This is a genomic window from Embleya sp. NPDC008237, assembly GCF_042956465.1.
Taxonomy (GTDB): Bacteria; Actinomycetota; Actinomycetes; order Streptomycetales; family Streptomycetaceae; genus Embleya.
The window spans coordinates 175,289-201,540 of record NZ_JBIBGL010000016.1; the positions used below are offsets into that span (position 1 = coordinate 175,289).

A 26,252-nucleotide genomic window follows, 5' to 3' on the forward strand; every position below is an offset into this window, starting at 1 on the left:
CCCCGGGACGCGACACGCGCTCCGGGGCCGGGCCCGTTGCGGAACCTTTTCTTCGTCGTCGTCCCAGTCTTCGCCTTCGTCCTCGTCGTCTTCGCGCAGAAAGCCGAGCATCATGGACAACCCGATCCTGCACGCGCTGACCGAGGCGGTTGCCGCCGGACGAGCCGAGGCCGGCGCCGACTTCTGGGCCCGGGTCGAGGCGGTCGGTGCTCCGCTGGTCGAGCCGGACCCGGCCGATCCCGGGCAGCGCCTGGTCACCTTCGTGTGGCGGGACGATCCGGCCGCCCCCGCCGGCGACGTGCTCGCGCTGCTGCACACGTTCACCGATCGGGACCGGCACGCGGGCGACCTGACGCCGCATCTGATGCGCCGAGTGCCCGGGACGGATGTGTGGGCGCTCACCCATCGGTTGCCCGCCGACCTGCGTGCGTCGTACCAGTTCTTCGTCGGCGCCGGTCCGCGCGGGCGGATCCTGCGCACCGATCGTGCCGCCTGGCTGGGCGTATTGGACGGCGCGGTGCCCGATCCGTACAACCACGCGCCCACGCTGGCCGCGCGGGACGGTCGCAACCCGTCGTCGGTGCTCGCGCTGCCCGACGCGCCCGAGCAGCCGTGGGTGCGCCGACGGCCGGGCGTGCCGCGCGGATCGCGGCTGGACACCACCGTGGACGGACGCCGGGTCAGCGTGCTGGTGCCCGCCGGCGACCGGCAGGAGCCCTACCGGGTAGCGGTGTTGCTGGACGGCGAGGTCTGGGGTTCGGTACTCGACATCGGCGACACGCTGGACAACCTGCATGCCGAGGGCCGCATCCCGCCCACCGTCGCGCTGCTCGTGGACACCATGGGTCGGGATCGCCGGATCGCCGATCTCACCTGCAACGAGGCGTTCGTGGACTGGCTGGCGGACGTGCTGTTGCCATGGGCGGGTCGGCAGTACGGGATCGCCGGGGATCCCGCGCACACCGTGGTCGTCGGGCAGAGCGCGGGCGGCCTGACCGCCGCCTTCGCGGCCCTGCGTCGACCGGACCGGTTCGGCAACGTGCTGTCCCAGTCCGGGTCGTTCTGGTGGCCCGACCCGGACGAGAGCAACGACGGACCGGAGTGGCTGACCCGACGGTTCGCCGCGACCGAACGGTTGCCGATCCGCTTCCACGTCGAGGTGGGGCTGCTGGAGTGGATGCTGATTGCCGAGAACCGGCGCCTGCGCGATGTCCTGCTCGAACGCGGATACCCACTCACCTACACCGAGTTCGACGGCGGCCACGACTACGCCTGCTGGCGCGGCGGGCTCGCCGTCGGACTCGTCGGGCTGTTGTCAGCCTCGGCCGGGGACTGAGGCACCGGCCGCATCCGTGCGGTCCGGTTCGACGGCGTCGTCGTCCTCGAACGGTGGGGGAGCGGGCGCCTCGCGCGGGAGTCGCAGTGCGAACACCGCACCGAGCGCCACCAGTGCGGCCGTGACCCAGATCGCCGCGCGGTACGGCCCCGGCGCACTCGCGTCGTGGCCCGAGCCGCCACCCGCCTCGATCACCGCGGCGCCGGCCGCGATCCCCAGCGACCCGCCGAGCGTGCGCACGATGGTGAACAGGGCCATCGCGTGGCCCATGTCCGGTGGTTCGATCTCGGCGAATCCGGCGATCTGCACGGTCAGCACCGCGGTACCGAGCACGAGCCCGACGCAGAACATCAACACTCGTACCGCCCACGCGTTGTCGGCGACCCCGGGCAGGGCGAGCGCACCGAACACCAGCGCGGCCGACAACAACGCGGGCGTGGCCAGTCGCCGCGGGCCGAGGCGGGGCAACAACCGGTCGACCACCTGTGAGGCGAACATCAGGCCGACCGCCTCGGGGAAGACCCCCAGGCCGGCGTCCAACGCGGAAGCGCCGAGCGCCGCCTGATACAGCAGCGGGAAGACGAACAGCACACCCATCAGCCCGGCCGAGGTGACCAGGGCCAGTGCGGTCGCCGCACCGAAGGCCCGGTCGGTCAGCAACCGCAGGCGCAAGAGTGGTTCGGCGGCCCGAAGTTGGTGCGCGATCGCGACGCCCAGCAGGACGAGACCGAGGATCCCGGAGACCGCGATGGCGGGCGTGCTCCAGCCCTGCGACGGCCCGAAGCCGAGTGCGTAGGTGAGCAGTCCGAGGGCCGGCGTGGTGAGCCGGAAGCCGGTCCGGTCGAACGGCCCGACCACTCCCGCCCGGTGCTCGCGCAGCCCGAACAGGCCGAGCAGTACGGCGGCCGCGCCGATCGGCACGTTCACCAGGAACAGCCAGTGCCAGGACAGGTGTTCGGTGAGGAACCCGCCCAGCGGCGGGCCCAACGCGGGCATCAGCGCGGTCGGCACGATCAGCCACTTGGCCAGCCGCATGCGCTCGTGCGGGGCGAACGCGGTGAACAGGATGGTCATCCCGACCGGGGTCGACAGCCCGCCTGCCAGACCCTGTACGACGCGCGCCAGGACCAGCGAGGCCAGGTTCTGGGACAACCCGCAGGCGGCCGAGGCAGCGGTGAACACGGCGAGCGAACCGAGGAAGACGCGCTTGGTGCCGAATCGATCACTCAACCGCCCGGCGACCGGCAGCGCGGCCACCAGCGCGACCAGGAACGCGATCTCGACCGTGTTCGCCGCCACCGCGGGCCGATCGAAGTCCTCCGCGATGGTCAGCAGCGCCGGATTGACGATCGTCGAATCCAGGCCGTTCATGCACATCGCGGCCGTGTAGACGGCGATCACGATCCACCCGGAGGCGCGTTTCGCGGTCGCCGGAGCAGGTCCCGGGTGTTCCGCGGTCACCGCGCGGCCGGGCTCAGGTCGGTCCAGTGCTCGGTGATCCACTCCAGCGCCGCCGAGCGCGCACACGGCCCGTGCACCCCGGTCCAGCCGTCCGGCACGGCGGCGAAGTCGGGCCACAGGGAGTGTTGCCCGAGGTCGTTCACCAGGACCAGGAACTCGCCCGTGTCGTCGTCGAACGGGTTCGTCGGGGTCTCGTGGTCACGAGAGGTCATGGGAGAGGCTCTCCAACTCGGTGAGGCGGTCCCGGACCACGCGCGCGATCTGCGCGATCGGGCCGGGCAGGGTCATGTCCTTGTGCGAGCAGGCCACGTTCGTGGTGTCGATCCGACCGCTTACGTACGGGGCCCAGGTGTCGGGGGTGAGGGTCTCGTCGATGGTGTCGACGGTGGCCCGGAAGAACAGCACGTCGCCGCGGAACACCCGGTGATCGAAGGCGCGGACGAGGTGATTGGTGTTGAGGTAGATGTCGTTGAGCGCCTCGATCGTGGCCTCGTCCAGCCCGGCCAGCGGGCTGCCCTCGCGGCGCAACACGGCAATCACCTCGGCGAGTTCGAACGGGGCGCCGGCCAGGCTCTCCGGTCCGTAGCCGCCCATGGTGAGCAGCGCCTCCAGCGCCTCGGCGAGATCGGGCACCGGCAACTCGCGAAAACCCTCGGCCGGGTACGCGTCCAGGATCGCGAGCAACTCCACCTCGTGTCCCAGGTCCTGGAGCCGGGTCGCCATCGCGTGCGCGATGATCCCCCCGGTCGACCAGCCGAGCAGCCGGTACGGGCCCTCCCGACGCACCTCGCGCAGCCGGTCGACATAGTGCGCGGCCAACTCCTCCAGCGTGCCCGGCAGCGGCTCGCCGGCGGTCGCCGGGCCGACGCCCTGGGCCTGGAGGCCGTACAGCGGCAGCTCCGCCGGCAGGTTCCGGATCAGGCCCGCGTAGCACCAGGAGAGGCCGCCGGCCGGATGCACGCAGAACAGCGGTGCCCGGTCCGTGGGACCGCCCGGGCGCAGCGGAAGCAGCACGTCCAGCGCGTCGGTGCGATCCGTCGCCTCCAGCGCGGCGTCCAGGCCGGCGGCGGTGGGGGCCTGGAAGATCGTGCCGATGCCCACGTCCGCGCCCAGTGCGGACTTGATCCGCCCGGCCAGCCGGACCGCGAGCAGCGAATGGCCGCCCAGGTCGAAGAAGTTGTCGTGCACGCCGACCGTGGGCACGCCGAGCACGTCGGCGAACAGCGCACACAGCTGCTCCTCGCGTGGTCCGCGCGGGGCACGACCCGCGGTGGCCGGGGCGGTGTGCTCCGGCCGCGGCAGCGCCTTGCGGTCCAGTTTGCCGTTCGCGGTCAGCGGCAGCCGATCGACCACGACCACGGCCGACGGAACCATGTGCGTGGGCAGGGTCGCGGCGGCGTGTTCGCGCAGTGCGGATCCGTCCGCGAGCGAATCGGCGACCACATAGCCCACCAGTCGTTTGTCCCCGGGAGTGTCCTCGCGCAACACCACGGCCGCGTCCGAGACTTCCCGATGCGCGACCAATACCGCCTCGATCTCCCCGAGTTCGACCCGGAAGCCGCGAATCTTGACCTGCTGGTCGGCTCGGCCGAGGTAGTCCAGGGTGCCGTCCGCGCGGCGCCGCGCCAGGTCGCCGGAGCGGTACATCCGGGCCCCGCGCTCGCCGAACCGGGCCGCGTGCGGATCGGCCACGAAGCGGCCCGCGGTCAGCGCGTGCCGGCCCAGGTAGCCACGCGCCAAGCCCTCGCCGGCGACGTACATCTCACCGGTCACCCCGGGTGGGACCGGTTGCAGCCGATGGTCCAGGACGTACACGCGCAGGTCCGGGATGTTCACCCCGATCGTGCTCGCCGCCCCGGCGGCGGCCGACGCGCGGTCCAGCGGGTGGTAGGTGACGTGCACCGTGGTCTCGGTGATGCCGTACATGTTCACCAGGCGCGGCGCGTCGTCGGCGTGCCGCTCGTACCAGTCGGCGAGCCGCGCCGGTTCCAGCGCCTCGCCGCCGAACACCACGTACCGCAGCGCCAGTTCGCGCCCGGGGCGATCCCGGTCGGCGGCCACCAACTGGTGGAACGCGGACGGGGTCTGGTTGAGCACGGTGACCCGCTCGCGGGCGAGCAGGTCGAGGAACTCGGCCGGATCGCGGCTGACCGGGTGCGGCACCACGACCAGCCGGCCGCCGAACAGCAGCGCGCCCCAGAGTTCCCAGACCGAGAAGTCGAACGCGTAGGAGTGGAACAGGGTCCACACGTCGTCCGGACCGAAGCCGAACCAGTGGTCGGTCGCGGTGAACAGCCGGGCCACGTTGTGGTGGGTGACCGGCACACCCTTGGGCCGACCGGTCGATCCGGAGGTGTAGATGACATAGACCGGATCGCTCGCCCGCAGCGGGCGCTTGCGCTGGTGCTGACCCAGGTCGGAACTCGGGTAGGCGTCCGCGTCCCGGCCGTCCACCGCGATCCGGGGCAGGTCGTGCGCGGGCAACCGCAGTGCGGTCGCCGAGTCCGTGAGCAGGAGCACCGGCGCGGCGTCGTCCAGCATGTAGGCGAGCCGATCGGCCGGGTAGTCCGGGTCGAGCGGCAGGTAGGCGGCGCCCGCCTTGGCGACCGCGAGCAGGGCCACGACCAGTTCGGGCGAACGCGGCAGGGCGAGCGCGACGATGTCGCCGGGGCCGATGTCCCGGGCGACCAGCAGCCGGGCCAGGCGGTTGGCACGCGCGGACAGCTCCGCGTGGCTCAGCGACAGGCCCGCACAGCTGACCGCGATGCGCTCGGGGTGGGTACGGGCGGCCTGTTCGTAGCGGGCGACCAGGGTGGCCGACGCGGTCGCGGTCGCGGTGGGTCCGACGTTCCACTCGACGAGCGCGCGGTGCCGCTCGGGTTCGTCGAGCAGCGGCAGTGTGTCGATCGGTGCGTCCGGGTCGGCGACGGCGGCGGCCAGCAGTGCGGCGAGCCGACGGGACAATCCGAGCACCGTGGCCCGGTCGAACAGGTCGGTGCGGAACTCGACGAACCCACCGACGCCGCGCCCGGGTTGCTCGCCCACGTTCAGGGTGAGGTCGAACTTGGCCGTCCCGGACGGCACGGCGGTCATCCGGGCGGTCAGCGGACCGAGCGCGAACTCGGTGTCGGGCAACGACTGCCACGCGATCAGCACCTGGAACAGCGGGTGCCGGCCCAGCGAGCGCGGCGGGTTGAGTTCGTCCACGACCCGGTCGAACGGCACGTCGGCGTGGTCGTACCCGGCCAGGGTCGCGGTGCGTACCCGGTCCAGCAGGGTGCGGAAGCTCGGCGCACCGGAGGTGTCGGCGCGCAGCACCAGGGTGTTCACGAAGAACCCGACCAGGTCGGCGGTGGCATCGTCGTCGCGGCCCGCGACCGGCACGCCCAGCGGGATGTCGGTGCCGCAGCCGTGCCGGGTGAGCAGCGCGGCCAGCGCGGCCTGGACGGTCATGAACACGCTGGTGCCGGTCGAGCGGGCCAGCTCGGCCAGGCCCGCGGCCGCGGTGGCATCCAGGTGGAACGGCACGGTGTCGCCCGCGTAGGAGGCGACCTGGGGGCGTGGCCGGTCGGTGGGCAGCTCCAGTTCGTCCGGCAGACCGGCGAGGGTGCGCTTCCAGAAGTCGAGTTGCCGGGCGGCCAGGGGAGTGGGCGCGGCGGCGCTGCCGAGCAGGCGGGCCTGCCACGCGACGTGGTCCGGGTAGCGCACCGGCAGCGGGGTGAACTCCGGTTCGCGACCGGCGACCCGGGCTGCATAGGCGGTGGCCAGGTCGCGCGCGAGCGGCGTGGTGGACGCGCCGTCGCCGGCTATGTGGTGCAGCAGCAGGACCAGCGTGTGGGTGTGCTCGTCGGTGCGGAACAGCGTGCCGCGCAACGGCGGTTCGACCGCGAGGTCGAAGGGGTGCCGCACGGCGTCGGAGATCGATTCGCCCGGCGCCGCGAGACGCAGCCGGGGCCGGGCCTGATCGACCGTCAGCACCCGCTGGTACGGCTCGCCCGCCTCGTGGACCTCGCGGGGCGTGGGCGCCTCCTGCACCTCGCCGGGCGCAGGCGCCGTGCCCATCGCGGTCGGCGTGCCCACCGCGCCCGTCGGGGCCACCGCGCCCACCTCGCCGACCCCGGGGGTCTCAGCGGTTCCACCCGCCTCGTCCCCGAGCATCGGGTAGACGGTGCGCAGCGTCTCGTGTCGCGCCACGAGGTCGACCAGGGCGCGTTCGAGCGCGGTGTGCTCCAGCGGGCCGGTCAGGGTCAGCACGAGCGGGATGTTGTAGGTGGGGCTGGGTCCTTCGAGTCGGTACATGAACCACAGCCGCTGCTGCGCGGGGGACAGCGGCAGCCGGTCGGCGGGGTGTGCCACCGGTTCCAGCACCGGGCGCGGCCCGGGCGCGGCGCCCGTCCGGACGAGTTCGGCCAGACCCGCCGGGGTCGGCCGGCGGAAGACGTCGGCCAGGCCGATCGGCGCCTCGAAGCTCTCCCGGGCCCGCGCGGCCAAGCGCGCGGCGAGCAGCGAATGACCGCCAAGCTCGAAGAAGTCGGCGTCTCGGGCCGGTTGTTCGGCCAATTCCAGGACGGCCGCGAACAGATCGCAGATGATCTCCTCGTGCAATCCGCGAGGTCCCTCCCGCAGACCGGGCGCGCTCGGCGCCGGGTCCGGCAGCGCGCGCCGGTCGATCTTGTCGTTGGCGGTGCGCGGCAGAGCCGGCAACACGAGCAGCGCGGCCGGAACCATGTGCTCGGGCAACTCGTCGGCCAGGTACGCCCGGAGTGTCTCGGGGGACGGACTGCGCCCGGCGACCGGGACGGCGTAGCCCAGCAGCCGCTTGCCGTGCGCCGCGTCCCGGGCGATCACGGCGGCCTGCGCGACGTCCGGATGGGCGGCCAACACCGCCTGGACCTCGCCCGGTTCGATCCGGAAACCGCGGATCTTGACCTGTTCGTCGGCCCGGCCGAGCAGTTCGAGCGTGCCGTCGGCGCGGCGTCGGGCCAGGTCGCCGGTGCGGTACATCCGGGCGCCCGGATCGCCGTGCGCGGCGCCGAACGGGTCGGCCACGAACCGCTCGGCGGTCAGGTCGGGCCGGTTGAGGTAGCCGCGGGCCAGGCAGGCGCCGGCGATGTGCAGTTCGCCGGTCACCCCGACCGGGGTGGGGCGCAGCGAACCGTCCAGCACGTAGGCGCGCGAGGCACGAACGACACTGCCGGTACCGTCCGGGCCCCAGAAGTAGGCGTCGACGGTGGTTTCGGTGGGCCCGTACAGGTTGATCGGTCGGCTGCCCGGGATCGCGGCGAGCCGTTGCCACAGCGGCTCGGCGACGCTCTCGCCACCGACCACCAGCACGGCCGGGTGGTGTCGGTCGGGCGCGTCCAGGCCCTCGGCGAGCAACGCCTCGGCGTAGGTGGGTGTCACGTCCAGGTAGTCGATCCGGTGCTCGTTCAGGTAGTCGAGCAGGGCGAGCGGATCGCGGTAGCCGGCGTCGTCGAGCAGGTGCAGCTCGTGGCCGTGCACCATCCACAACACCGGGTCCCACGAGGCGTCGAACGCGAACGACGCGCTGTGCGCGATCCGCAACCGGGTGCGGCCGGTGCGCTCGACGGCGGGCGCGATGTGGTCGGTGCCGTGGCTCGCGTACAGGTTGGCGAGCGAGGCGTGGGTGACCGCGACGCCCTTGGGCCGGCCGGTCGAGCCGGAGGTGTGGATCACGTAGGCGCTCTGCCGCAGGCGGGGCGGTTGCGGGGCCCGGTCCGGGTGCGCGGCCAGTCGGGCGCGGGTGGCCGGATCGTCCGGCAGCAGGGTGGGGATGGTGTGCGCCGGCAGCTTCGCGATCGTGTCGGTAGTGCCGATCAGGCAGCCCGGTTCGGTGTCGGCCAGCACGTCGCGGATCCGCCGGGCCGGGTGGCCGAGATCGAGGAACTGGCAGACGCCGCCCGCCTTGAGCACCGCGAGCAGCGCCACCACGGTGTCCGCACCGCGGTGCAGCGCGATGGCGACCGGGACTTCGGCGGTCACTCCGATCGCGATCAGCTCGTGGGCGAGCCGGTTGGCGGCCGACTCGATCTCGGCGAAGGTACGTGCGTCGGCGCCGGCGCGGACCGCGATCGTGTCCGGAGTGCGGGCGGCCCGGCGGGAGTACAGCTCGGGCAGGGTGGTGTCGGCCGGCGGCTCGGTGCGACCGGCGGTGGCCTGCTCGACCTCGGCGGGGGTGAGCAGGTCGATTCGGCCGATCGGCCGCTCGGGCGCGTCGTGCAACTGGTCGACCAGTGCGTCGAGGTAGCGCAGCAGGCCGAGTTCGTGGCCGGCCAGGTCCGCGGCGGAGTAGCGCGCGGGATGCGCGTCCAGGTCGATCCGCAGGCCGCCGTCGGCGGTCGGCACCACCCCGACGGCCAGGTCGTCCACGGGGCCGGCAGCCAGGTTGTGCACCCGGCCGACCGCTTCGCCGAGGTCCGGATCGCGCTCGAACGCCTTGATGTTGACCATCGGCCCGTACAGCGGTCGGGCCCGGCCCGTGGCGCCGAGTTCGCGGAGCAGGTCTTCCTGACGGAACCGCTGGTGCCGGCGCACCGCGCGCAGTTCGAGCACCACCCGGCGCAGCAACTCGGCTGCGGTGTCCCGGGGTTGTACGCGCACTCGCAACGGCAGGATGTTGACCGTCATCGCCGGGGTGCGCAGTGCGGTGGGGCTGCGCCGATTGAGCAGCGGCAGGCCGAGCACGATCTCCCGGGCGCCGGTGCTGCGGTGCAGATAGCCCGCGGTGGCCGCGATGAGCAGTTCGGCCCACGTGGCCCGGGCGCTCGAGGCGGCCTCGGTCAGCCGTGCGGTGCGGGCGGGCGTGAATTCGACGCTGCGGCGCAGAATCGGGCCCGTGGGCAGCACGGTTGCCGGTGCCCGGGACAGGGTGACCGGTTCGGGATGATCGGCGAGGCGATCCAGCCAGAACGCGCGATCGGTGTCGTACGCTTCGCTCCCTCGGTAGTCGGCCTCCTCCGCGACCAGTTCGCGCAGCGTGCCGAACGGGTTGGGGGTGGGCCGGTCATGGCGGGCGAAGGCGGTGTACAACTCGGCGACGCGGCGATTGATCAGGGTGAGTGCGTACGCGTCCACCGCGACGTGGTGCACGCGCCGGTACCACCAGTGCAGGTCGTCGGCGAGTCGGAACACGGCGTGCGTGACCAGCGGGCCGGTGGTCGGGTCGACGGGCCGGGCCAAGTCCGCGTGCAGCCAGGCCCGGGCCTTCGCCGCCGGGTCCCGCGCGGTGCGCAGATCCAGGAGATGCACCGGGGGTTCGTGGTCGGTCACGCGCTGGGTCGGGGTGCCGTCGGCGCCCGCGACCACCAGCACGCGCAGCGTCTCGGCCTCGTTGCCGACCCGGCGCAGTGCCCGGGCGAACAGGTCGGCGTCCAGCGGGCCGCGGATCTCGACCCGGTCGCCGGTGTTGTACCCGGGATCGTCCGGCATCAGGGCCTGTGCGTAGACGATGCCGGCCTGCGCGGCGAGCAGAGGCAGCCGGGCGGCGTCGGTGCCGGCGCGGGCCGGCGCGGGCGCATCGGCGTCGGCGGCGTCGGCGGTTTGCGCGCTCTCGGCGGCCCGGGCGGCCGCATCGGCCTCGGCGGCTTCGGCCGGATCAGGGACGGTGGTCTCGGCCTGGTGGTGACGCATGGTGTGGAGACTCCCGGGGCGCGACGACGACAGGCGGCACGTACCGGTCCCCGGCACGTGAAGTTAGGTAAGCCTAAGCTATCTTCCGAGGGTTCGTCAGGGTGCCCCCGGGGCGAAGAAATCTCGATGAAGCGGAGCGGAACATGAGCGTGGCCGACGTTGCGGACCGACCGGCCTCGGATGCCGACCGGGCCGCGATCCGCGATCGGGTCCGGGCGAACCGGGACGAACTGCTCGCACTCAGCCGGCGCATCCACGCCCACCCGGAGCCGGCGTTCGCCGAACACCGGGCCGCCGCGTGGTGCGCCGACCTGCTGCGCACCCACGGCTACGCGGTCACCGCGCCCGCGTTCGGCCTGGACACGGCATTCGTCGCGAGCATCGGCTCCGGCCCGATCACCGTCGCGATCGCCTGCGAGTACGACGCGCTGCCCGGAATGGGCCACGCGTGCGGGCACAACCTGATCGCGGCGGCCGGCGTCGGCGCGGCGCTTGCCCTCGGGCCCGCCGCGGACCTGCTCGGCCTCACCGTGCGCGTGGTCGGCACTCCGGCCGAGGAGCGCGGCGCGGGCAAGGCGTTGCTGCTGGAGGCGGGCGCGTTCGACGGAGTGGACGCGGCGATGATGGTGCACCCGTGCCCGTTCGAGGTGGCCGAGTTCCGCTCCTTCGCGCTCGGCACGCTGTCCGTGGAATACCTCGGTACCGCCGCACACCCGAGCCTGAACCCGCACGAAGGCCGCAGCGCCGCCGACGCGCTGACGGTGGCTCAGGTCGCCCTGGGCCTACTGGGACGGCAGTTGCCCACCGACTGGCGTGTGCACGGCATCACCACGGCGGCCGGCACCTCGCCCAACGCGGTCCCGGACCGGGCCACCGCCGAATACGAGCTGCGCACCACCGACGCGGCCCACCTGGCCGAACTCCGCACCCGCGTCGAGGCCTGCTTCCGCGCCGGCGCCCTGGCCATCGGCTGCGAGGTCCGGCTGACCCGCCCCGAGCCGGACTACCTCGACTTCCGCACCGACCCGACCCTGATCGCCCTGTGGCGCGCCAACGCCCGGGAGCTGGGCCGCCCGGACCCGATCGAGCGACCCCCCTTCGCATGCACCGACATGGGCAACGTCTCGCACGCCATCCCCACCATCCACCCGGTCCTGGACATCACCGGCGGCACCTGCGGCCCCCACGAACCGGCCTTCGCCGAAGCCGCCGTCTCCCCGGCCGCCGACCGCGCCATCCTCGACGGCGCCACCGCCATGGCCTGGACCGCCGCGGACTACGCCCTCCTGCGGCAAGGGGGCGGAGGGGGCGCGACGGGGTGATGACGGCCCGGGATCGAAGCCGGCCTCGTCAGCCCTCCCGGCCGGTCGATCGGAGGCGTTTGCCGATCGTCGTCAGGAACGGCTCGTCCATCGAGGTGAAGGGGTGGTCGCGGACCATGTAGGTCCAGGTCGAGGTGGGGCGTTGGATGTCGGATCGTTCGGCGTCCAGGCCGGATTCGGTGATGTGGGCGGTGTCCAGGTGATCGGCGGCGGCCTCGCGGGCGCGGTCGATCAGCGGGACGAAGGCGCGTTGGGTCTCGGCGTGGAAGGCGTCGATCGGGTTCTGCCGGCCGAGGGCGCGCAGGTGGATGCCCTCGCGCAGATCGGCGGTGCGGGCCAGGTGCTCGCTCCAGGCCGCGTCGAGGTCGTGCAGGAGAATCTGTCGGGCGGCCTCCGCCAGGACGGATTCGCCGACTGCGTCCAGGAGTTCGGCCCAGCGTTCGGGACGCAGGTCGGCCAGGGCGCGGGCGGCCTCGTCGCCGTGCAGGATGCGGCGGCGCAGGTCGAGCACCTCCTCGCGCTGGAGCCGCAGTTGTCGGTTGTACCGCCACGTGGTGCGGTGCCCGTCGAGCAACGCGCCCTCGGCCACCCGCTGGGCCTGCTCGACGTAGCGCCGCACGGAGGCGTCGCGGATCCGCCCGTCGTCCTCCACTCGGGCGGATCGCGGCGGCGGGTCGGACGCGTGCCGGGTGATCGATTCGTCCTCCAGGCTGGTCAGGAAGACCGAAGTGCCCGGGTCGCCCTGCCGGCCGGCCCGGCCGCGGAGCTGGTCGTCCAGGCGGCGGGTGGGGTACCGGCCGACCCCGACCACGAGCAACCCGCCCAGTTCGGCGACCCGTTCGTGATCCGCGCCGTCCCTGCCCCCGAGGCGGATGTCCGTGCCGCGCCCGGCCATCTGGGTGGACACGGTGATCGCCCCGACCGCCCCCGCGTCGGCGATGATCGCCGCCTCCCGGCTGTCGTCCCGGGCGTTGAGCACCGCGCAGCGCAGGCCCGACTCGCGTAGCGTCGCGCCGATCTGCTCGGATTTGGCGACGTCGCGGGTGCCCACCAGAATCGGCCGACCGGTGGCGTGCGTGCGCTCGATCAGGTCGATCAGTGCGGCGTCGCGCGATGCCTCGTCGTGGTAGAGCCGGTCCGGTTCGTCGACCCGTACACACGGCACGTTCGGCGGCAGGTCGCCGGTCTCCAGGCGGTAGAACTCGCGCAGTTGCTCGGCCACGATCACGGCGGTGCCGGTCATCCCGGCGACGGTGGGGTATCCGCCGATCAGGTCCTGGACGATCAACTGGTCCAGCACCTCACCGCGCGGCCCGACGACCAGGCCCTCCTTGGCCTCCACCGCCGCATGCAGCCCGTCCGGCCAGCGTTGGCGCTGCGCCAGTCGGCCGCGGTTGGCGTCCACCAGGCGGATCCGGCCGTCCCGGACCAGGTAGTCCACGTCGCGGCGCAGCAACACGCTCGCGTACAGCGCCACGTTGATCTGCGAGAGCCGGGCGTCCATGCCGAGCGCGAAGAGGTTGTCCACGCCCAGGGCGCGTTCCACCTCGGTCACGCCCGCGTCGGTCAGGTGCACGGTCATCCCGTCCGCCTCGGCCTCGAAGTGCAGGCCGTCGACCAGGCCCCGGACCACCCGGGCGGCCTCCGCCTCGTCCGAGCCCGCGGCCACCCCGCCGGCCAGGACGAGCGGGATCCGGGCCTCGTCGATCAGCACCGCGTCGGCCTCGTCGACGATCGCCACGTCCGGCTCGGGCAGCACCAACTCCGCGGCGGCGGTGCGCAATCGGTCGCGCAGCGTGTCGAAGCCCACCTCGCCGACCGCGACGTGGACGACGTCCCGGGCGTAGCCGGCCTGCCGCTCGGCGTGGGTGGATTCCTGGGTGACGTAGCCGGCCTGTACGCCCAGGAGTTCGTAGACGGGCCGCATCCACTCGGCGTCGCGGCGGGCCAGGTAGTCGTTGACCGACAACACGTGCACGCGCCGACCCCGGATCGCGAACCCGGCTGCGGCCAGCGCGCCGACCAGGGTCTTGCCCTCGCCGGTGGCCATCTCCACCACCGTGCCGCGGAGCAGGCCCAACATGCCCAGGAGCTGTACGTCGAAGGCGCGTTCGCCCAGGGCGCGGTGGGCGGCCTCGCGGCCCAGTGCGCACAGTTCGACCAGGGTGTCGTCGTCCCAGGACGCCGCCGACGCCTTCCGCGTCCCGGCTTCGTCCCGCGCGGCGGCCCGGCTTCGCAGCACATCCACCGCCGCGCGCAGCTCGGCGTCGGTCAGGGCGCGCAGGGCCGGCTCACGCTCTCCCGCGCGCCGGACCAGCGGGCGCAGGCCGGTCGAGCCCACCGTCCCGGGTCTGCCCAGGAAGCGACGTACGGACCGGGTGAGAGCACCGGACGAGCCCACTGGGCCTCCACTTCCGCGGGCGCGTGCACACCCGTGTCGTCGTCGACGTCTGGCGCGCCGGGCGCCACGCGACGCCGCTCGAACAACGAAGCGGGGTTCGACCCTGTTCCCCGCGCCACCGAGCCGGAAGCCGCCGGTCCGGGCTCCTTGCCGGATAATCGCTGCGGAGATAGTCTCCGCGTAGCGTAAATCGGTGCACGTCTCCGTGGACGTCCCGGCGGGCGTCGCGGTCGAACAGCGAACGAACAATGCACAGCGAAACCGAACGAACAATGCACAGCGAAACCGAACGAACCGGGAGCGGGCGCATCATGTGGACTCACGAGCACACGGTCGAGACCGAAGTCGGCGTCGAGGCGATCTGGGCCGTCCTCGCGGACCTCGACAACTGGGCACAGTGGGACACCTCGCTGGAGGCGGTCTCGCTGGAGGGCCCGTTCGAGGTCGGATCGCACGTCTCGATGACGCCAACCGGTCAGGAGCCGATCCGGTCGCGAATCGTGGAGATCGAGGAGCACGCGCGCTACGTGGACGAGACCGAGTTCGGCGGCGTACGGCTGCGTTTCGGCCACACCCTGACCCGGCTGCCCGGCGGTGGCGCCCGGGTGGCGCACCGGCTGGAGATCACCGGCGCGGCGGCGGACGAGGTGGGTCCCGAGCTGGGCCCGGCCATCACGGTCGACTTCCCGGAGGCGATGGCCGCGCTCCTGAACCGCGCGGCGGGGTTGCCGGCACCCCGCGGCTGACCGGCCTCGGGCCGGAAGCACACGTGGGGTCGGCGGGCGGTCGGGCCCGGCAGGTCGGGCCTGCGGGGTCGGACGCGGGTCGCGGGCCCGCCGGTCTCCCGGTGCGCGCCGCGGGCCCGTGTCCCCGGGCCCGCGGCGCCGGCCGGTCAGTCGGCCAACAGTTCCGCGCGCAGCCGGGTCAGGATGCGGTTGAGCAGGCGGGACACGTGCATCTGGGAGATGCCGAGGCGTTCCCCGATCTGGGCCTGGGTCAGTTCCTCGCCGAACCGCATCGACACGATGTCCCGGTCGCGTTGCGGCAGCGCCGCCAGCAGCGGCTTGAGCACGTGCAGATTCTCCGCGATCTCGAAGCCGGGATCGACGAAGGAGGACCGTACGGCGTAGCTCTCGGCGGGACCGTCGTCCCCGGCCGGCGCGTCCAGCGACGCGGCCGAGTATCCGGCGGCGGCGGTCAGCCCCTCGGTGACCTCCTCGACGCTGAGGCCGAGCTGCTCGGCCAACTCGGCCGGCGTCGGCTCACGGTCGAACTCGCACGTGAACGCGTCCCGGGCGCGGGCCAGTTCCAGGCGCAGTTCCTGAAGTCGGCGCGGGACGTGGACGGCCCAGCTGGTGTCGCGGAAGAAGCGCTTGATCTCGCCCGAGATGGTGGGTATCGCGAAGGTGGGGAACTCGGTCCCGAACGACGAGTCGAACCGGTCGATCGCCTTGATCAGGCCGATCGTGCCGACCTGGACCATCTCCTCGGTGGATTCGTGCCGCGAGCGATAGCGGGCGGCCACGAACCGAACCAGAGGGATGTTCAGTTCGATCAGCGTGTTGCGCACGTACTGGTACTCGTGCGTGCCTTCCTCCAACACCTTCAGCCGGTCGAAGAGCACCTTGGACATCGCTCGCGCGTCGCTCGCGGTGACCTCCGACATGTCTTCGACGACCGGCAGGTCGACCACCGGCGGTTCGGCCGCCGACGGCGCGACGGGAGGAGCGGCGTAAACGGCCTCCGCGGCGGCAGTGGAAGCGGTCGTGGCGCTCGGGTTCATGGTCGGCTTCCCCCTCTTGGTCGTACCCGGTGCGTGGTGTTCGGTGCCCGGGCATAGTGCCCCGCCCGTTTCGGAGTACACCCGTTCGGCGTAATTTCTTGTCGCCCGGGCGTGTCCGGGCGCATCCGAACGGGGCAGAGCGGGGCAAAGCAGGACAGAACGGTTCCGGGTAGACCGCGTCCGGCGGGTCGCAGGCGGGTGCGGGCCCACGCGGCCTGCGCAGCCGCCGGGCCGAGCCTACGCGCGCGTCGCGCTCGATCGCCCCAGCAGTACCCACAGCAGGAACGGCCCGCCGAGCACCGTACTGACCACGCCCACCGGAATCTCGGCGCCGTCCAGCAGGACGCGGCCGAGCATGTCGGCCAGCACGATCAGGATCGCGCCGACCAGCATCGAGCCCAGGATCGGCACCCGCAGCGGCCCGGCCAGCCGGCCGGCGATCACCGGGGCGGCCAGTGCGACGAAGCCCACCGGCCCGCAGATCCCGACCGCCAGTCCGGCCAGGCACACCGCCGCGATCAGGCAGACCAGCCGGATCCGGGCCGGATCCACGCCCAGCGAGGCCGCGGTGGAGTCGTCGAAGCGCAGCACGTCAAGTTTGCGGCCGAGCACGAGCGCGAGCGGGACCAGTACGGCCAACCCGATCAGTACCGGCCCGGCCACGTCGTAACCGCGCCCGTTCAGGCTGCCCGAGCTCCACACGTACAGCGCGCTCGCCGAATCGAGCGAGCGTCGTGACAGCACCACCTGGGTGATCGCCGAGGCCAGTGCGGACAGCGCGAGCCCCACCACCAGGACCCGGTAGCCGCGTTGGCCCAGGCCGCCGGCGACCGCGGTGACCACCAGAACGGCGACCATCGCGCCGATCGGCCCGGCCCACCACGCGCCGAAGGTGCCGCTCGCACTGAACGTGACGGAGATCAGCACGGCCGCGGTCGCGCCGTCGTTGACGCCCAGCAACTCCGGGGTGGCCAGCCGATTTCGGGCCAGGGTCTGGGTCAGGCAGCCCGCGACGCCCAGCGCCGCGCCCGCCGCCACGCCGGCGATGATGCGACCGAGCCGGAACTCGCGGACCAGCAGCACGTCGAAGTGGTCGCCGTGGCCGAAGACCGCGTTGAACGTGCGGATCAGGCCCAGTTCGCGTTGACCGGAGTACACGGACAACACGATCGCGCCGAGCAGGGAGACGGCGAGCACGATCGTGGTCAGCACGGCCCGGCTGGGCAGCAGCAGCGACAGGGCGCCGCGGCGCAGCACCAGGTGTTCGGGCAGCGTGCGCAGCCGGCGCGGCAGTCGGGCGGCCGCGGCCGGGCCCAGTCGCCGCAGTGGCGAGCGGCGGCCGCCGGTGCGGGTGGCCGGTTCGGCCGTGGCCGGATCGGTCAGGCCCAGCGCGCCCAGCCGTCGGGAGCGGACCACGCCGATCAGCAGCGGTGCGCCGATCAGCGCGACGATCACCGACACCGGCGCCTCGAACGGCCGGGAGACCACCCGCGCCGCGACGTCGGCGGCGGTCAGTACGGCTGCGCCGATCAGGGCCGCGAAGCACAGTTGGGCCGGGATCCGCGGGCCGACCAGGGTGCGGGCGAGGAAGCCGGCGAGCAGGCCGAGGAAGGAGATCGGGCCGACCAGGGCGACCGAGGACGCGGTGAGCAGGGTGACCGCCAGGGCGACCAGGACCCGGGTCATCGCGGGGCGGTGGCCGAGGCTGCGGGCGAGGTCGTCGCCGAGCACCAGGGCGGACAACGAGCGGGAGGTCAGCAGCGCGAGGGCGAAGCCGACCGCGAGCACCGGGGCCAGGCTGCCGAGCGACTCGTAGCCCTGGATGCCGGCCAGTGAGCCGAGCACCCAGAAGCGGAAAGTGTCGTATGCCTCGGCCGAGTTGACGATCAGTACGTTGGTGACGCCGCCGAACGTCGCGCTCAGTGCGGCGCCCGCCAGGACCAGCCGCATCGGCGAACCGCCGCCGCGTTGCCCGGAGATCAGCAGAACGAGCAGTCCCGCGACGGCCGAACCCGCGAACGCCCAGAGCAGGTAGCCGTATCCGGTCTGCACGCCGACCAGGGTGATGCCGAGCACGACGCCGAGCGAGGCGCCGGCGTTGACGCCGAGCAGGCCGGTCTCGGCGAGCGGGTTGCGGGTGACCGTCTGGAGCAGGCATCCGGCCATGCCCAGCGCGGCGCCGGCGAGCAGTGCGGTCAGCGTGCGGGGGAGCCGCAGGTCGCGGATGACCAGGGTCAGGTGGGTGTCCGAGCGCGCGCCGCCCCGGTCGAAGAGGTAGTCGAACGCGCCGCCGACGCCGACCTCCCCGGCGCCCACCGAGAGCGAGACGCCGGCCAGCACCGACACCGTGGCGATCAGTGCGATCCCGGAGAAGAGCACCGTGCGCCGGCCGTGCGGGTTCCTCGACAGGGCGTCGGGGCGTTCGTCCGAGGGCGGCTCGGGCGTCGCGTCGGCGGGATCGCTCGGAGGATCCGCCGAGTTTCGCAGAATCGGCTGATGCACAGTCATAAGGTGAGGCTAACCTAAGCATCGAGGGCTCTTCGAGGTGCCGGGAGGGGTCGTCCTGCGGACCGGCGGCGCCTTGCACCTCTTCCGAGCCTGCGCCGCGAGGGATGCATCCTCGGGAGAAATCCGGCCACTTGTCGAGGTTCGGGTGATTCGAGGATGTCCCCGGCCCACCATCGACCGAATGTGCGAGGTTAGGTTAGGCTCACCTAAACTCCGACCCCGGAGTCGTGTTTGCCGAGGGGATTTTCGTGCACCCATCAGACCTCGCCGGCCGCGTCGCGGTGGTCACCGGCGCCGCCCAGGGCATCGGTGCCGCCGTCGTCCGGGCCCTCGTCGACCACGGCGCGATCGTCGCCGCCACCGACCGCGACCCGGTCGGCGTCAAGAAGTCGATGGCCGACCACGACACGGACGCGGTGGTCGCCTACCCGCTCGACGTCACCGACGGCCCGGCGGTCACCGCCACCGTGGCCGCGATCGAGCGACACCTGGGGCCGATCGCCATCCTGGTCAACGTCGCGGGCGTGCTGCACACCTCGCCGGTGAGCGAACTCACCGACCGGGCCTGGGCGGACACGTTCGCGGTCAACAGCACCGGGGTCTTCCACACCAGCCGCGCGGTGGCCGGCCCGATGGCCGAACGCGGTGCGGGCAGCATCGTCACGGTCGGTTCCAACGCGGCCGGCATCCCGCGCACCGGGATGGCGGCGTACGCGGCGTCCAAGGCCGCCGCGACCATGTTCACGATGTGTCTGGGCCTGGAACTCGCGCGCAGCGGCGTGCGCTGCAACGTGGTCTCGCCCGGCTCCACCGACACCCCCATGCAACGCGCCCTGTGGACCGACGCGGACGCGCCGCGGCGGGTCCTCGACGGCGACCTCGCCAGCTACCGCACCGGGATCCCGCTGGGCCGGATCGCCGACCCCGCCGACATCGCCGAGGCGGTCGTCTTCCTCGCCTCGGATCGGGCCCGGCAGATCACCATGCACAACATGTACGTCGACGGCGGCGCGACGCTGCACGTGTGACGGACCCTCGGCACCTGCGCCGGGCCCGACCCACACCGTCCCGCCCGGCTCGGCGGACCCCCCGCACCCGCACCGGTTCGACCCGGCTCTTCGAACGAGCCACCGCACGGCCTCCGCAGCACCCCGCCGGAGAATCAAAGGAGCCTCAGGTGACCACCCCAGAAGCCACCGGCCTCGCCACAGTGGGCGCGGCGACCGCGCTGCTCGACGCGTATCGACCCGGCAGCGCGCGCTTCTTCGCCTCACCCACCCGCACCCTGCTCGCACACGGGGTGCAGGCCGAAGTCGGGCACGACGAACGGCCGTTGACCACCCGGGTGGCGCAGACCCTGGCCGCGGCGAGCCCGGTCGGCGGGCGCGGCCCGATCGTGCTCGGTGCCGTTCCGTTCGATCAGCGCGAGCGCGCCGCGCTGGTGGTCCCGGAGGCGGCCGGCTGGGGACCGCCGCTGTCCGCCGACCCGCTGATCGCGCTGGCCGCTCCCGAACCGGCCACAACCGCATGGGACATCCGACCCGTGCCGGCGCCCGAGGCATACGGAGCGGGCGTGGCCGAGGCGGTCCGGCGGATGCGCGCCGGCACGCTGGACAAGGTGGTGCTGGCCCGCACCCTGGAACTGCGCTCCGCCGAACCGCCGGACATACCCGTGCTGTTGCAGCGACTGGCCCGCCGCGACCCGCAGGGCTACACCTTCGCGGTGCCCGGAGTACGGGCCGGCAGCACGCTGATCGGCGCCAGTCCCGAACTGCTGGTCTCCCGCTCCGGCCGAAACGTGCTGGCCAACCCGCTGGCCGGCTCCGCCAAGCGCAGCACCGATCCGGCCGAGGACGTGCGCCGCGCGACCGGCCTGCTCGAATCCGAGAAGGACCTGCACGAACACGCCGTCGTGGTGGCCGCGGTGCGCGCCGCGCTCGCACCGTTGTGCGAGACGCTGGAGGTGCCCGAACGGCCGACCCTGGTCTGCACCGCCGCGATGTGGCACCTGTCCACCACCGTCACCGGCACGCTGCCGGCCCAGGACCCGGCCTCCGCGCTGGAGTTGGCCTGCGCCCTGCACCCGACCCCGGCCGTGTGCGGCACCCCGACCGCGACCGCCCGGCGCACCATCGCCGACCTGGAGCCGTTCGACCGCGGCCTGTACACCGGCATGGTCGGCTGGGGCGACGCGCACGGCGACGGCGAATGGGTCGTCACCATCCGCTGCGCCGAGGCGGACGCGGACACCCTGCGGCTGTACGCCGGCGCCGGCATCGTGGCGGCCTCCTCGCCGGAGGCGGAGATCGCCGAGACCGAGGCCAAGTTCCGTACCTTCCTGCACGCCGTGGCAGGCCGCTCGTGAGCGCCCCGATCCCCGTGCCCGCACCCACCTGGCCCACCGAGTTCGCCGAGCGCTACCGGGCCGCCGGGTACTGGCGCGGCGAGACGTTCGGCGGCATGTTGCGCGAGCGCGCCGGCGCACACCCGGACCGGATCGCGATCGTGGACGGCGACCGCCGCTGGAGCTACGCGGACCTGGACGAGCGGGCCGACCGACTCGCCGCCGGGCTGCTCGCCCGCGGGATCGGCAAGGGCGACCGGGTGGTGGTGCAACTGCCCAACGTGGCCGAGTTCTTCGCCGTGGTCTTCGCGCTGTTTCGGATCGGCGCACTGCCGGTCTTCGCGCTGCCCGCACACCGCGAGACCGAGATCGCCTACTTCTGCGCGTTCACCGAGGCGGTCGCCTATGTGATCCCCGACGTGTCCGAGGGCTTCGACCACCGGGCGCTCGCGAGCAGGGTGCGTGCCGACCTGCCCGCACTGAAGCACGTCCTGGTGGTCGGCGACCCCGGCGAACACACCGCGCTGGCCGACATCGAGCGCGACCCGGTGCAGCTCACCGACCCACCCGGACCGGGCGAACTCGCCTTCCTGCAACTGTCCGGCGGCAGCACCGGCGTGCCCAAGCTGATCCCGCGCACGCACGACGACTACATCTACTCGCTGCGCGGCTCCAACGAGATCTGCGCGGTGGACGCGGACAGCGTGTACCTGTGCGCCCTGCCCGCCGCACACAACTTCCCGCTCAGCTCGCCCGGCACGCTCGGCGCGCTGTACGCGGGCGCCCGCGTGGTGTTGTGCCCAAGGCCCACCCCGGACGTGGCGTTCGCCCTGATCGAGCGCGAAGGGGTGACCATCACCGGGGTGGTCCCGCCGCTCGCGCTGGCCTGGACCGAGGCAGCCGAGCGCGGTGGCTTCGACCTGAGCAGCCTGCGCGTACTGCTGGTCGGCGGCGCGAAGTTCAGCGAGGAGGCGGCCCGACGGGTCACCCCCACGATCGGCTGCGCGCTCCAGCAGGTCTTCGGCATGGCCGAGGGCCTGGTCAACTACACCCGGCTGGACGACCCGAACGAGCTGATCGTCACCTCACAGGGCCGACCGATCTCGCCGGACGACGAGATCCGGATCGTCGACGACGCCGACACGGAACTGCCCGAGGGCGCGACCGGTCACCTGCTCACCCGCGGGCCGTACACCATTCGCGGCTACTGGAACGCGCCCGAGCACAACGCGAGATCCTTCACCGAGGACGGTTTCTACCGCACCGGGGATGTGGTGCGCCGGCTTCCCTCGGGCCACCTGGTGGTCGAGGGCCGGGCCAAGGACCAGATCAACCGCGGCGGTGAGAAGGTCGCGGCCGAAGAGGTGGAGAACCACATCCTCGCCCACCCGTCCGTGCACGACGCGGCCGTGGTCGCGGTACCGGACGCCTACCTGGGCGAACGCACCTGCGCCTACGTGATCCTGCGCACCGGGGCCGCGCCGCTCAAGCCGGTGGCGATCCGCCGCTTCGTGCGCGAACGTGGTCTGGCGGGCTACAAGGTGCCCGACCACGTCGAGTTCGTCGAGACGTTCCCGTATACGGGCGTCGGCAAGGTGAGCAAGAAGGACCTGCGCGCGGCGATCGTGGCCGGACTGGCCGGCGCCGCGGGATCGGCCGGGGCCGCGCCCGGCGATTCCCCCGGGGTGGTGGACACCCCGGGGGTGGTCGACTCCACCGGGTTCGTCGGCTCCACGGGGCCGGCGGATTCCGCCGAACCGGACGGCACGGCGCACTGATTCGGGCGATTCGCCCTCCTTCATCCTCTCCTGAAAGGCTGTCATGGCACTGCCGAAAATCGCTCCGTACCCGATGCCGGACCCGGCCGAGCTGCCGAGCAACCGGGTCGACTGGGTCGTCGACCCGGCCCGTGCCGTGCTGCTCGTCCACGACCTGCAGAACTACTTCCTGTCCGCATTCGCACCGGACGCCTCACCGGTCACCGAATTGCTGGCCAACGTCGCCCGGCTCAAGGACGACTGCGACCGACTCGGCGTGCCGGTGGTCTACTCCGCGCAGCCCGGCGGCCAGACGGCCGAACAACGCGGCCTGCAACAGGACTTCTGGGGGCCCGGACTCCCGGACGACCCGCACGCGGCGGCGATCGCACCGGCCGTCGCACCCGGTCCGGCCGACACCGTGCTGACCAAGTGGAAGTACAGCGCCTTCGTCCGCACCGAGCTGCGCGAGTGGATGCGCGAACTCGGCCGCGACCAGCTGGTGATCGTCGGGGTGTACGCGCACATCGGCGTGATGACCACCGCGTGTGACGCCTGGATGCAGGACATCCAGGCATTCGTGGTGGCAGACGCGGTGGCCGACTTCACCTCGGACAACCACCGGATGGCACTGCAATGGGCCGCCGCGAACTGCGCGGTGGTCACCGACACCGAGTCGCTGTTCCTTGGGAAGTAGACCTGACATGGCCCTGACCCTCGACATCATTCGCGCCGACGTCGCCGACATCCTCGGCGAGGATCCGGCGGACATCCCCGACGACGAGAACCTGGTCGACTACGGCCTCGACTCGGTGCGGGTGATGGCCCTGGTGGAACGTTGGACGCGCGAGCACGGCGTCACCGTGGACTTCGCCGACCTTGCGGAACGGCCCACCCTGGAGGGGTGGGCCGAACTCCTGTCGCCCAAGGGGTAGCCGGTCGGCGGCCGGGACCGGGCGTTCACGGACGAGTCGGATCCGGCGCGCACAGGGCGTGGTCGATCAGCGCCCGGGTCGCCGCGTCCACCCGCGCGCCGCCCGCCTCGTCGTTCTCGTCGACGCCGTTCTTCACCACCAGGACGGCGCGCCGACCGTCGGCCGTGACGCCGTTCTCGCTGGAGAAGCCCAGATCGTCGCCACCGTGGTGCCAGTAGCGCCCGCCGCAGCTCGACTCGGTGCTCTCCAGGCCCAGGCCGTAACCGCGCCCGGGCTCGTCCGGGATCGCACGGGTGTGCTGCATCTCGGCGAGTTCGGCGGGGGCGAGCAGCCGACCGGAGAGCAGTGCGACGAAGAACCGGTCGATGTCGCCGGGCGTGCCGTACATCGCGCCCGCCGCGTCGGCCACGGTGTGGTTGAGCACCGTCGTGTCGGTGGGCCGGTCGTCACCGGCGAACGTGTGCTCGGCCTGCGCGTGCGGACGAGGAAGATACGGATCGTCGCCCGGGACGCGGGTGTCGTGCAGGCCGAGCGGTCGCAGGATCCGGTCGCGCACCTCGTCGCCCCACGACCGGCCCGTCACCCGCTCGACGATCATGCCCACGAGCACGTAGTTGGTGTTCGAGTAGGCCCACGCGGTCCCCGGCTCGAACCGACTCGGCAACGTCAGCGCGGCGGAGACCAGTTCGTCGGGCGAATAGTGCCGGAAACGGTTCTCCCGGTAGCCGCGCGCGGAGTACAGACCCGGGACGGCGGCCGGGATCGCGGTGTAACCCGGGATGCCGCTGGTGTGCTGGAGCACCTGCCGCAGGGAGATCCGGCGACCGTCGTTGCCGTTGCCGCGCACCACCCCCGGCAGCCAGGTCTCGATCGGCTCGTCCAGCCGCAGCCGCCCCTCGGCCACCAGTTGCAGGGTGACGGTGGCCACGAACGTCTTGGTGGTGCTGCCGATCCGGTAGTAGCCGTCCCGGGGCAGCGGCCGGCCGCTGTGCGACTCGGCTTCGCCGCTGCGGGTGGTGCGGACCGTGCCCGGTGCGGTGTAGCGCACGGTGACGCCGATCGCACCGGCGGCATGGATCGCGTCGGTGTCGCGTTGGAGACGCGACGCGGGTGGGTCGGAGGGCTTGTTCGGCGCGGCCGCAGTGGTGCCGGCGAGCACGACGCCGACGGCGAGGAGACACGCGGCGCGGAGCCCGGAACGCGGGGTCGGGGTGGGTAAGTTCGGCACGGATTGCCTTCCTGTCGGGCGGCGGCGAGGCGGTTCGACGGCGGTGGTGACGTGGTTCGGCATCGGTGGTGACGTGCTGCGGCGGCGGTGCGGACGTGGTCTCAGGGCGCCGCGGGGGCGAGCAGTCGGTCGGTCAGCCGCTGCACGGACACCTCGGAGGACAGTTCGTGTTCGTCGTCCGCGTAGGTGCCGTTGACCACGATCACGGCGCCGCGCCGGCCGTCCTCGGTGACCCCCATCCGGATCTTCGTGCCCTCGATGTCTCCGCCGTGCCCCCAGCGGAATCCGCCGCCGGGCAGCGGCTGGCGCATCAGTCCGAGCCCGTAGCGCACTCCGGGCATGACCTGCTCGAAGTCGGCCGGCATCGGCACGGTGTCGCACATCCGGGCGAGTTGGGCGGGCGGCAACAGCCGGCCCCGCAGCAGCGCGGTGAAGAAGCGGTCCAGGTCGGCGTGCGTGCTGATCATCTCCCCGGCGGCATCGCCCCAGGTCATGTTGCGGATGGTCGTGTCCACCCAGGCGTCCCGGTCCGCGAAGCGGTGGTAGGAGTGGGCATACGGCGCGCGCAGCGTCGGGTCGTCGCCGGGTGCGTAGGTGTCGGCCAAGCCGAGCGGGCGGACCACGCGGCTGTGTACCTCGTCCGCCCAGGAGCGACCGGTGACCCGTCGGACGATCATCCCGGCGAGCACGTAGTTGGTGTTCGAGTACTCCCAGTTCGGCGTCGGATCCGCCGGATCGGCGGGCGGGAAGCTCGGCGCGAACCGCATCGCGCCGGCGACCAGTTCCTCCGCACGGGTGCTGCGCAGCCGCGTCTGCTCGAAGCCCGCCGCGGTGTCCGGCAGTTCATTGCTGTAGTTGTGCAGGCCGCTGGTGTGCTGGAGCAGGTGCCGCACCGTCACCCGGCGACCGTCGTTCCCGTTGCCGGCGACCACCCCGGGCAACCATTTGTCCACCGGGTCGGTGAGCGCCAACCGCCCCTCGGCGACCAGTTGCAGGACAACGGTGGCCACGAACGTCTTGGTCGCACTCCCGATCCGCAGTTGCCCGTCACGCGGTACGGGCCGCCCGGTGCGCAGATCGGCAGGCCCCGCGTGTCCCTCGGCGTACTCGCGCCCGTCCCGCGCCAGGATCGCGGCGTTCACGAAACCACCGTCCCGAAGCAACCGCTCCGCCTCGCCGCGCAATCGCTCTCGGGCGGGCGCCCGCTGCTCGGCCGCGGCCGCCGGCGCGGCCGCCGCAACCGCCGATCCGGCGAGCGCGACGGCCAGCGCACAACACCGACGGCGGCTCAGCAGGAACGGGCTGCCGGGGACATGGACCACGTGTGCGGACACGACGACTCCTCAGGGTTCACCGATACCGCACCACCATCCCGCGAGACAATCATGGCCAACTACCGTGTGGGCACCCGAAACCACGGTGGTGCGACCCGGTGCGTGAAGGGTGTGGCAAACCGAACCGGCGCACGGCCGTGCGCCGGGTCGACGGGTTGCAGGTGGTGCGGTGATTCCGCCGGGTGGGGGATCG

Annotated in this window: 16 protein-coding genes; 8 read left to right on the top strand and 8 right to left on the bottom strand. The window is 72.7% G+C overall.

Annotated features, from left to right (window positions below; translation table 11 throughout):
• Nucleotides 1–112 precede the first annotated feature (112 nt).
• Nucleotides 113–1,336, top strand: coding sequence for an enterochelin esterase (fes, locus tag ACFZBU_RS35165; RefSeq protein WP_391587784.1), 1,224 nt, complete (start codon nucleotides 113–115; stop codon nucleotides 1,334–1,336).
• On the opposite strand, the gene ACFZBU_RS35170 is transcribed toward fes, so the two are convergent.
• The 3 genes from ACFZBU_RS35170 to ACFZBU_RS35180 are packed head-to-tail and all read right to left on the bottom strand — an operon-like array spanning nucleotide 1,316 to nucleotide 10,447.
• The gene (locus ACFZBU_RS35170) at nucleotides 1,316–2,737 is read right to left on the bottom strand and encodes a DHA2 family efflux MFS transporter permease subunit (protein WP_391587785.1); all 1,422 of its coding nucleotides are present in this window, start codon (nucleotides 2,735–2,737) and stop codon (nucleotides 1,316–1,318) included. The two genes, fes and ACFZBU_RS35170, sit on opposite strands and share 21 nt — an antisense overlap.
• Nucleotides 2,738–2,793: 56 nt before the next feature.
• On the bottom strand, nucleotides 2,794–3,009 hold the full coding sequence (locus ACFZBU_RS35175; RefSeq protein WP_391587786.1) for an MbtH family protein: 216 nt from the start codon (nucleotides 3,007–3,009) through the stop codon (nucleotides 2,794–2,796).
• Nucleotides 2,996–10,447, bottom strand: coding sequence for an amino acid adenylation domain-containing protein (locus ACFZBU_RS35180; RefSeq protein ID WP_391587787.1), 7,452 nt, complete (start codon nucleotides 10,445–10,447; stop codon nucleotides 2,996–2,998). The genes ACFZBU_RS35175 and ACFZBU_RS35180 overlap by 14 nt, the downstream gene beginning before the upstream one ends.
• A gap of 143 nt (nucleotides 10,448–10,590) precedes the next feature.
• Between ACFZBU_RS35180 and ACFZBU_RS35185 the strand changes: the two genes are divergently transcribed.
• A complete protein-coding gene (locus ACFZBU_RS35185; RefSeq protein ID WP_391587788.1) occupies nucleotides 10,591–11,769 on the top strand; it encodes an amidohydrolase in 1,179 nt (392 codons plus the stop codon).
• Nucleotides 11,770–11,797: 28 nt separating this feature from the next.
• Here the strand turns inward: ACFZBU_RS35185 and secA2 are convergent, their stop codons facing one another.
• A complete protein-coding gene (gene secA2 / locus ACFZBU_RS35190) occupies nucleotides 11,798–14,170 on the bottom strand; it encodes an accessory Sec system translocase SecA2 (RefSeq protein ID WP_391587789.1) in 2,373 nt (790 codons plus the stop codon).
• A 311-nt stretch (nucleotides 14,171–14,481) separates the two neighbouring features.
• Here secA2 and ACFZBU_RS35195 point away from each other — a divergent pair, with 311 nt between their 5' ends.
• Nucleotides 14,482–14,916: an SRPBCC family protein gene (locus tag ACFZBU_RS35195; RefSeq protein ID WP_391587790.1), complete on the top strand. Its 435-nt coding sequence runs from the start codon at nucleotides 14,482–14,484 to the stop codon at nucleotides 14,914–14,916.
• A gap of 146 nt (nucleotides 14,917–15,062) precedes the next feature.
• On the opposite strand, the gene ACFZBU_RS35200 is transcribed toward ACFZBU_RS35195, so the two are convergent.
• On the bottom strand, nucleotides 15,063–15,953 hold the full coding sequence (locus ACFZBU_RS35200; protein WP_391587791.1) for a SigB/SigF/SigG family RNA polymerase sigma factor: 891 nt from the start codon (nucleotides 15,951–15,953) through the stop codon (nucleotides 15,063–15,065).
• Nucleotides 15,954–16,190: 237 nt separating this feature from the next.
• Nucleotides 16,191–18,461 carry a Fe(3+)-hydroxamate ABC transporter permease FhuB gene (fhuB, locus tag ACFZBU_RS35205; protein ID WP_391587792.1) on the bottom strand — a complete coding sequence of 757 codons (2,271 nt, stop codon included), beginning with the start codon at nucleotides 18,459–18,461 and terminating at the stop codon, nucleotides 16,191–16,193.
• A gap of 248 nt (nucleotides 18,462–18,709) precedes the next feature.
• On the opposite strand from fhuB, the gene ACFZBU_RS35210 reads away from it, so the two are divergent.
• From ACFZBU_RS35210 to ACFZBU_RS35230, 5 genes are all read left to right on the top strand, one after another.
• On the top strand, nucleotides 18,710–19,489 hold the full coding sequence (locus ACFZBU_RS35210) for a 2,3-dihydro-2,3-dihydroxybenzoate dehydrogenase (RefSeq protein WP_391587793.1): 780 nt from the start codon (nucleotides 18,710–18,712) through the stop codon (nucleotides 19,487–19,489).
• Nucleotides 19,490–19,638: 149 nt separating this feature from the next.
• Complete coding sequence (dhbC, locus tag ACFZBU_RS35215; RefSeq protein ID WP_391587794.1) at nucleotides 19,639–20,826, top strand: isochorismate synthase DhbC; 1,188 nt, start codon at nucleotides 19,639–19,641, stop codon at nucleotides 20,824–20,826.
• Nucleotides 20,823–22,583 carry a (2,3-dihydroxybenzoyl)adenylate synthase gene (locus tag ACFZBU_RS35220; RefSeq protein ID WP_391587795.1) on the top strand — a complete coding sequence of 587 codons (1,761 nt, stop codon included), beginning with the start codon at nucleotides 20,823–20,825 and terminating at the stop codon, nucleotides 22,581–22,583. The genes dhbC and ACFZBU_RS35220 overlap by 4 nt, the downstream gene beginning before the upstream one ends.
• 43 nt (nucleotides 22,584–22,626) lie before the next feature.
• Nucleotides 22,627–23,259: an isochorismatase family protein gene (locus tag ACFZBU_RS35225; protein ID WP_391587796.1), complete on the top strand. Its 633-nt coding sequence runs from the start codon at nucleotides 22,627–22,629 to the stop codon at nucleotides 23,257–23,259.
• A 7-nt stretch (nucleotides 23,260–23,266) separates the two neighbouring features.
• The gene (locus ACFZBU_RS35230; protein WP_391587797.1) at nucleotides 23,267–23,497 is read left to right on the top strand and encodes a phosphopantetheine-binding protein; all 231 of its coding nucleotides are present in this window, start codon (nucleotides 23,267–23,269) and stop codon (nucleotides 23,495–23,497) included.
• A gap of 25 nt (nucleotides 23,498–23,522) precedes the next feature.
• Here ACFZBU_RS35230 and ACFZBU_RS35235 read toward each other — a convergent pair whose 3' ends face one another.
• Nucleotides 23,523–24,725, bottom strand: a complete 1,203-nt coding sequence (locus tag ACFZBU_RS35235; RefSeq protein ID WP_391587798.1) for a serine hydrolase domain-containing protein — start codon at nucleotides 24,723–24,725, stop codon at nucleotides 23,523–23,525.
• 101 nt (nucleotides 24,726–24,826) lie between these two features.
• Nucleotides 24,827–26,059: a serine hydrolase domain-containing protein gene (locus ACFZBU_RS35240; RefSeq protein WP_391587799.1), complete on the bottom strand. Its 1,233-nt coding sequence runs from the start codon at nucleotides 26,057–26,059 to the stop codon at nucleotides 24,827–24,829.
• Nucleotides 26,060–26,252 lie beyond the last annotated feature (193 nt).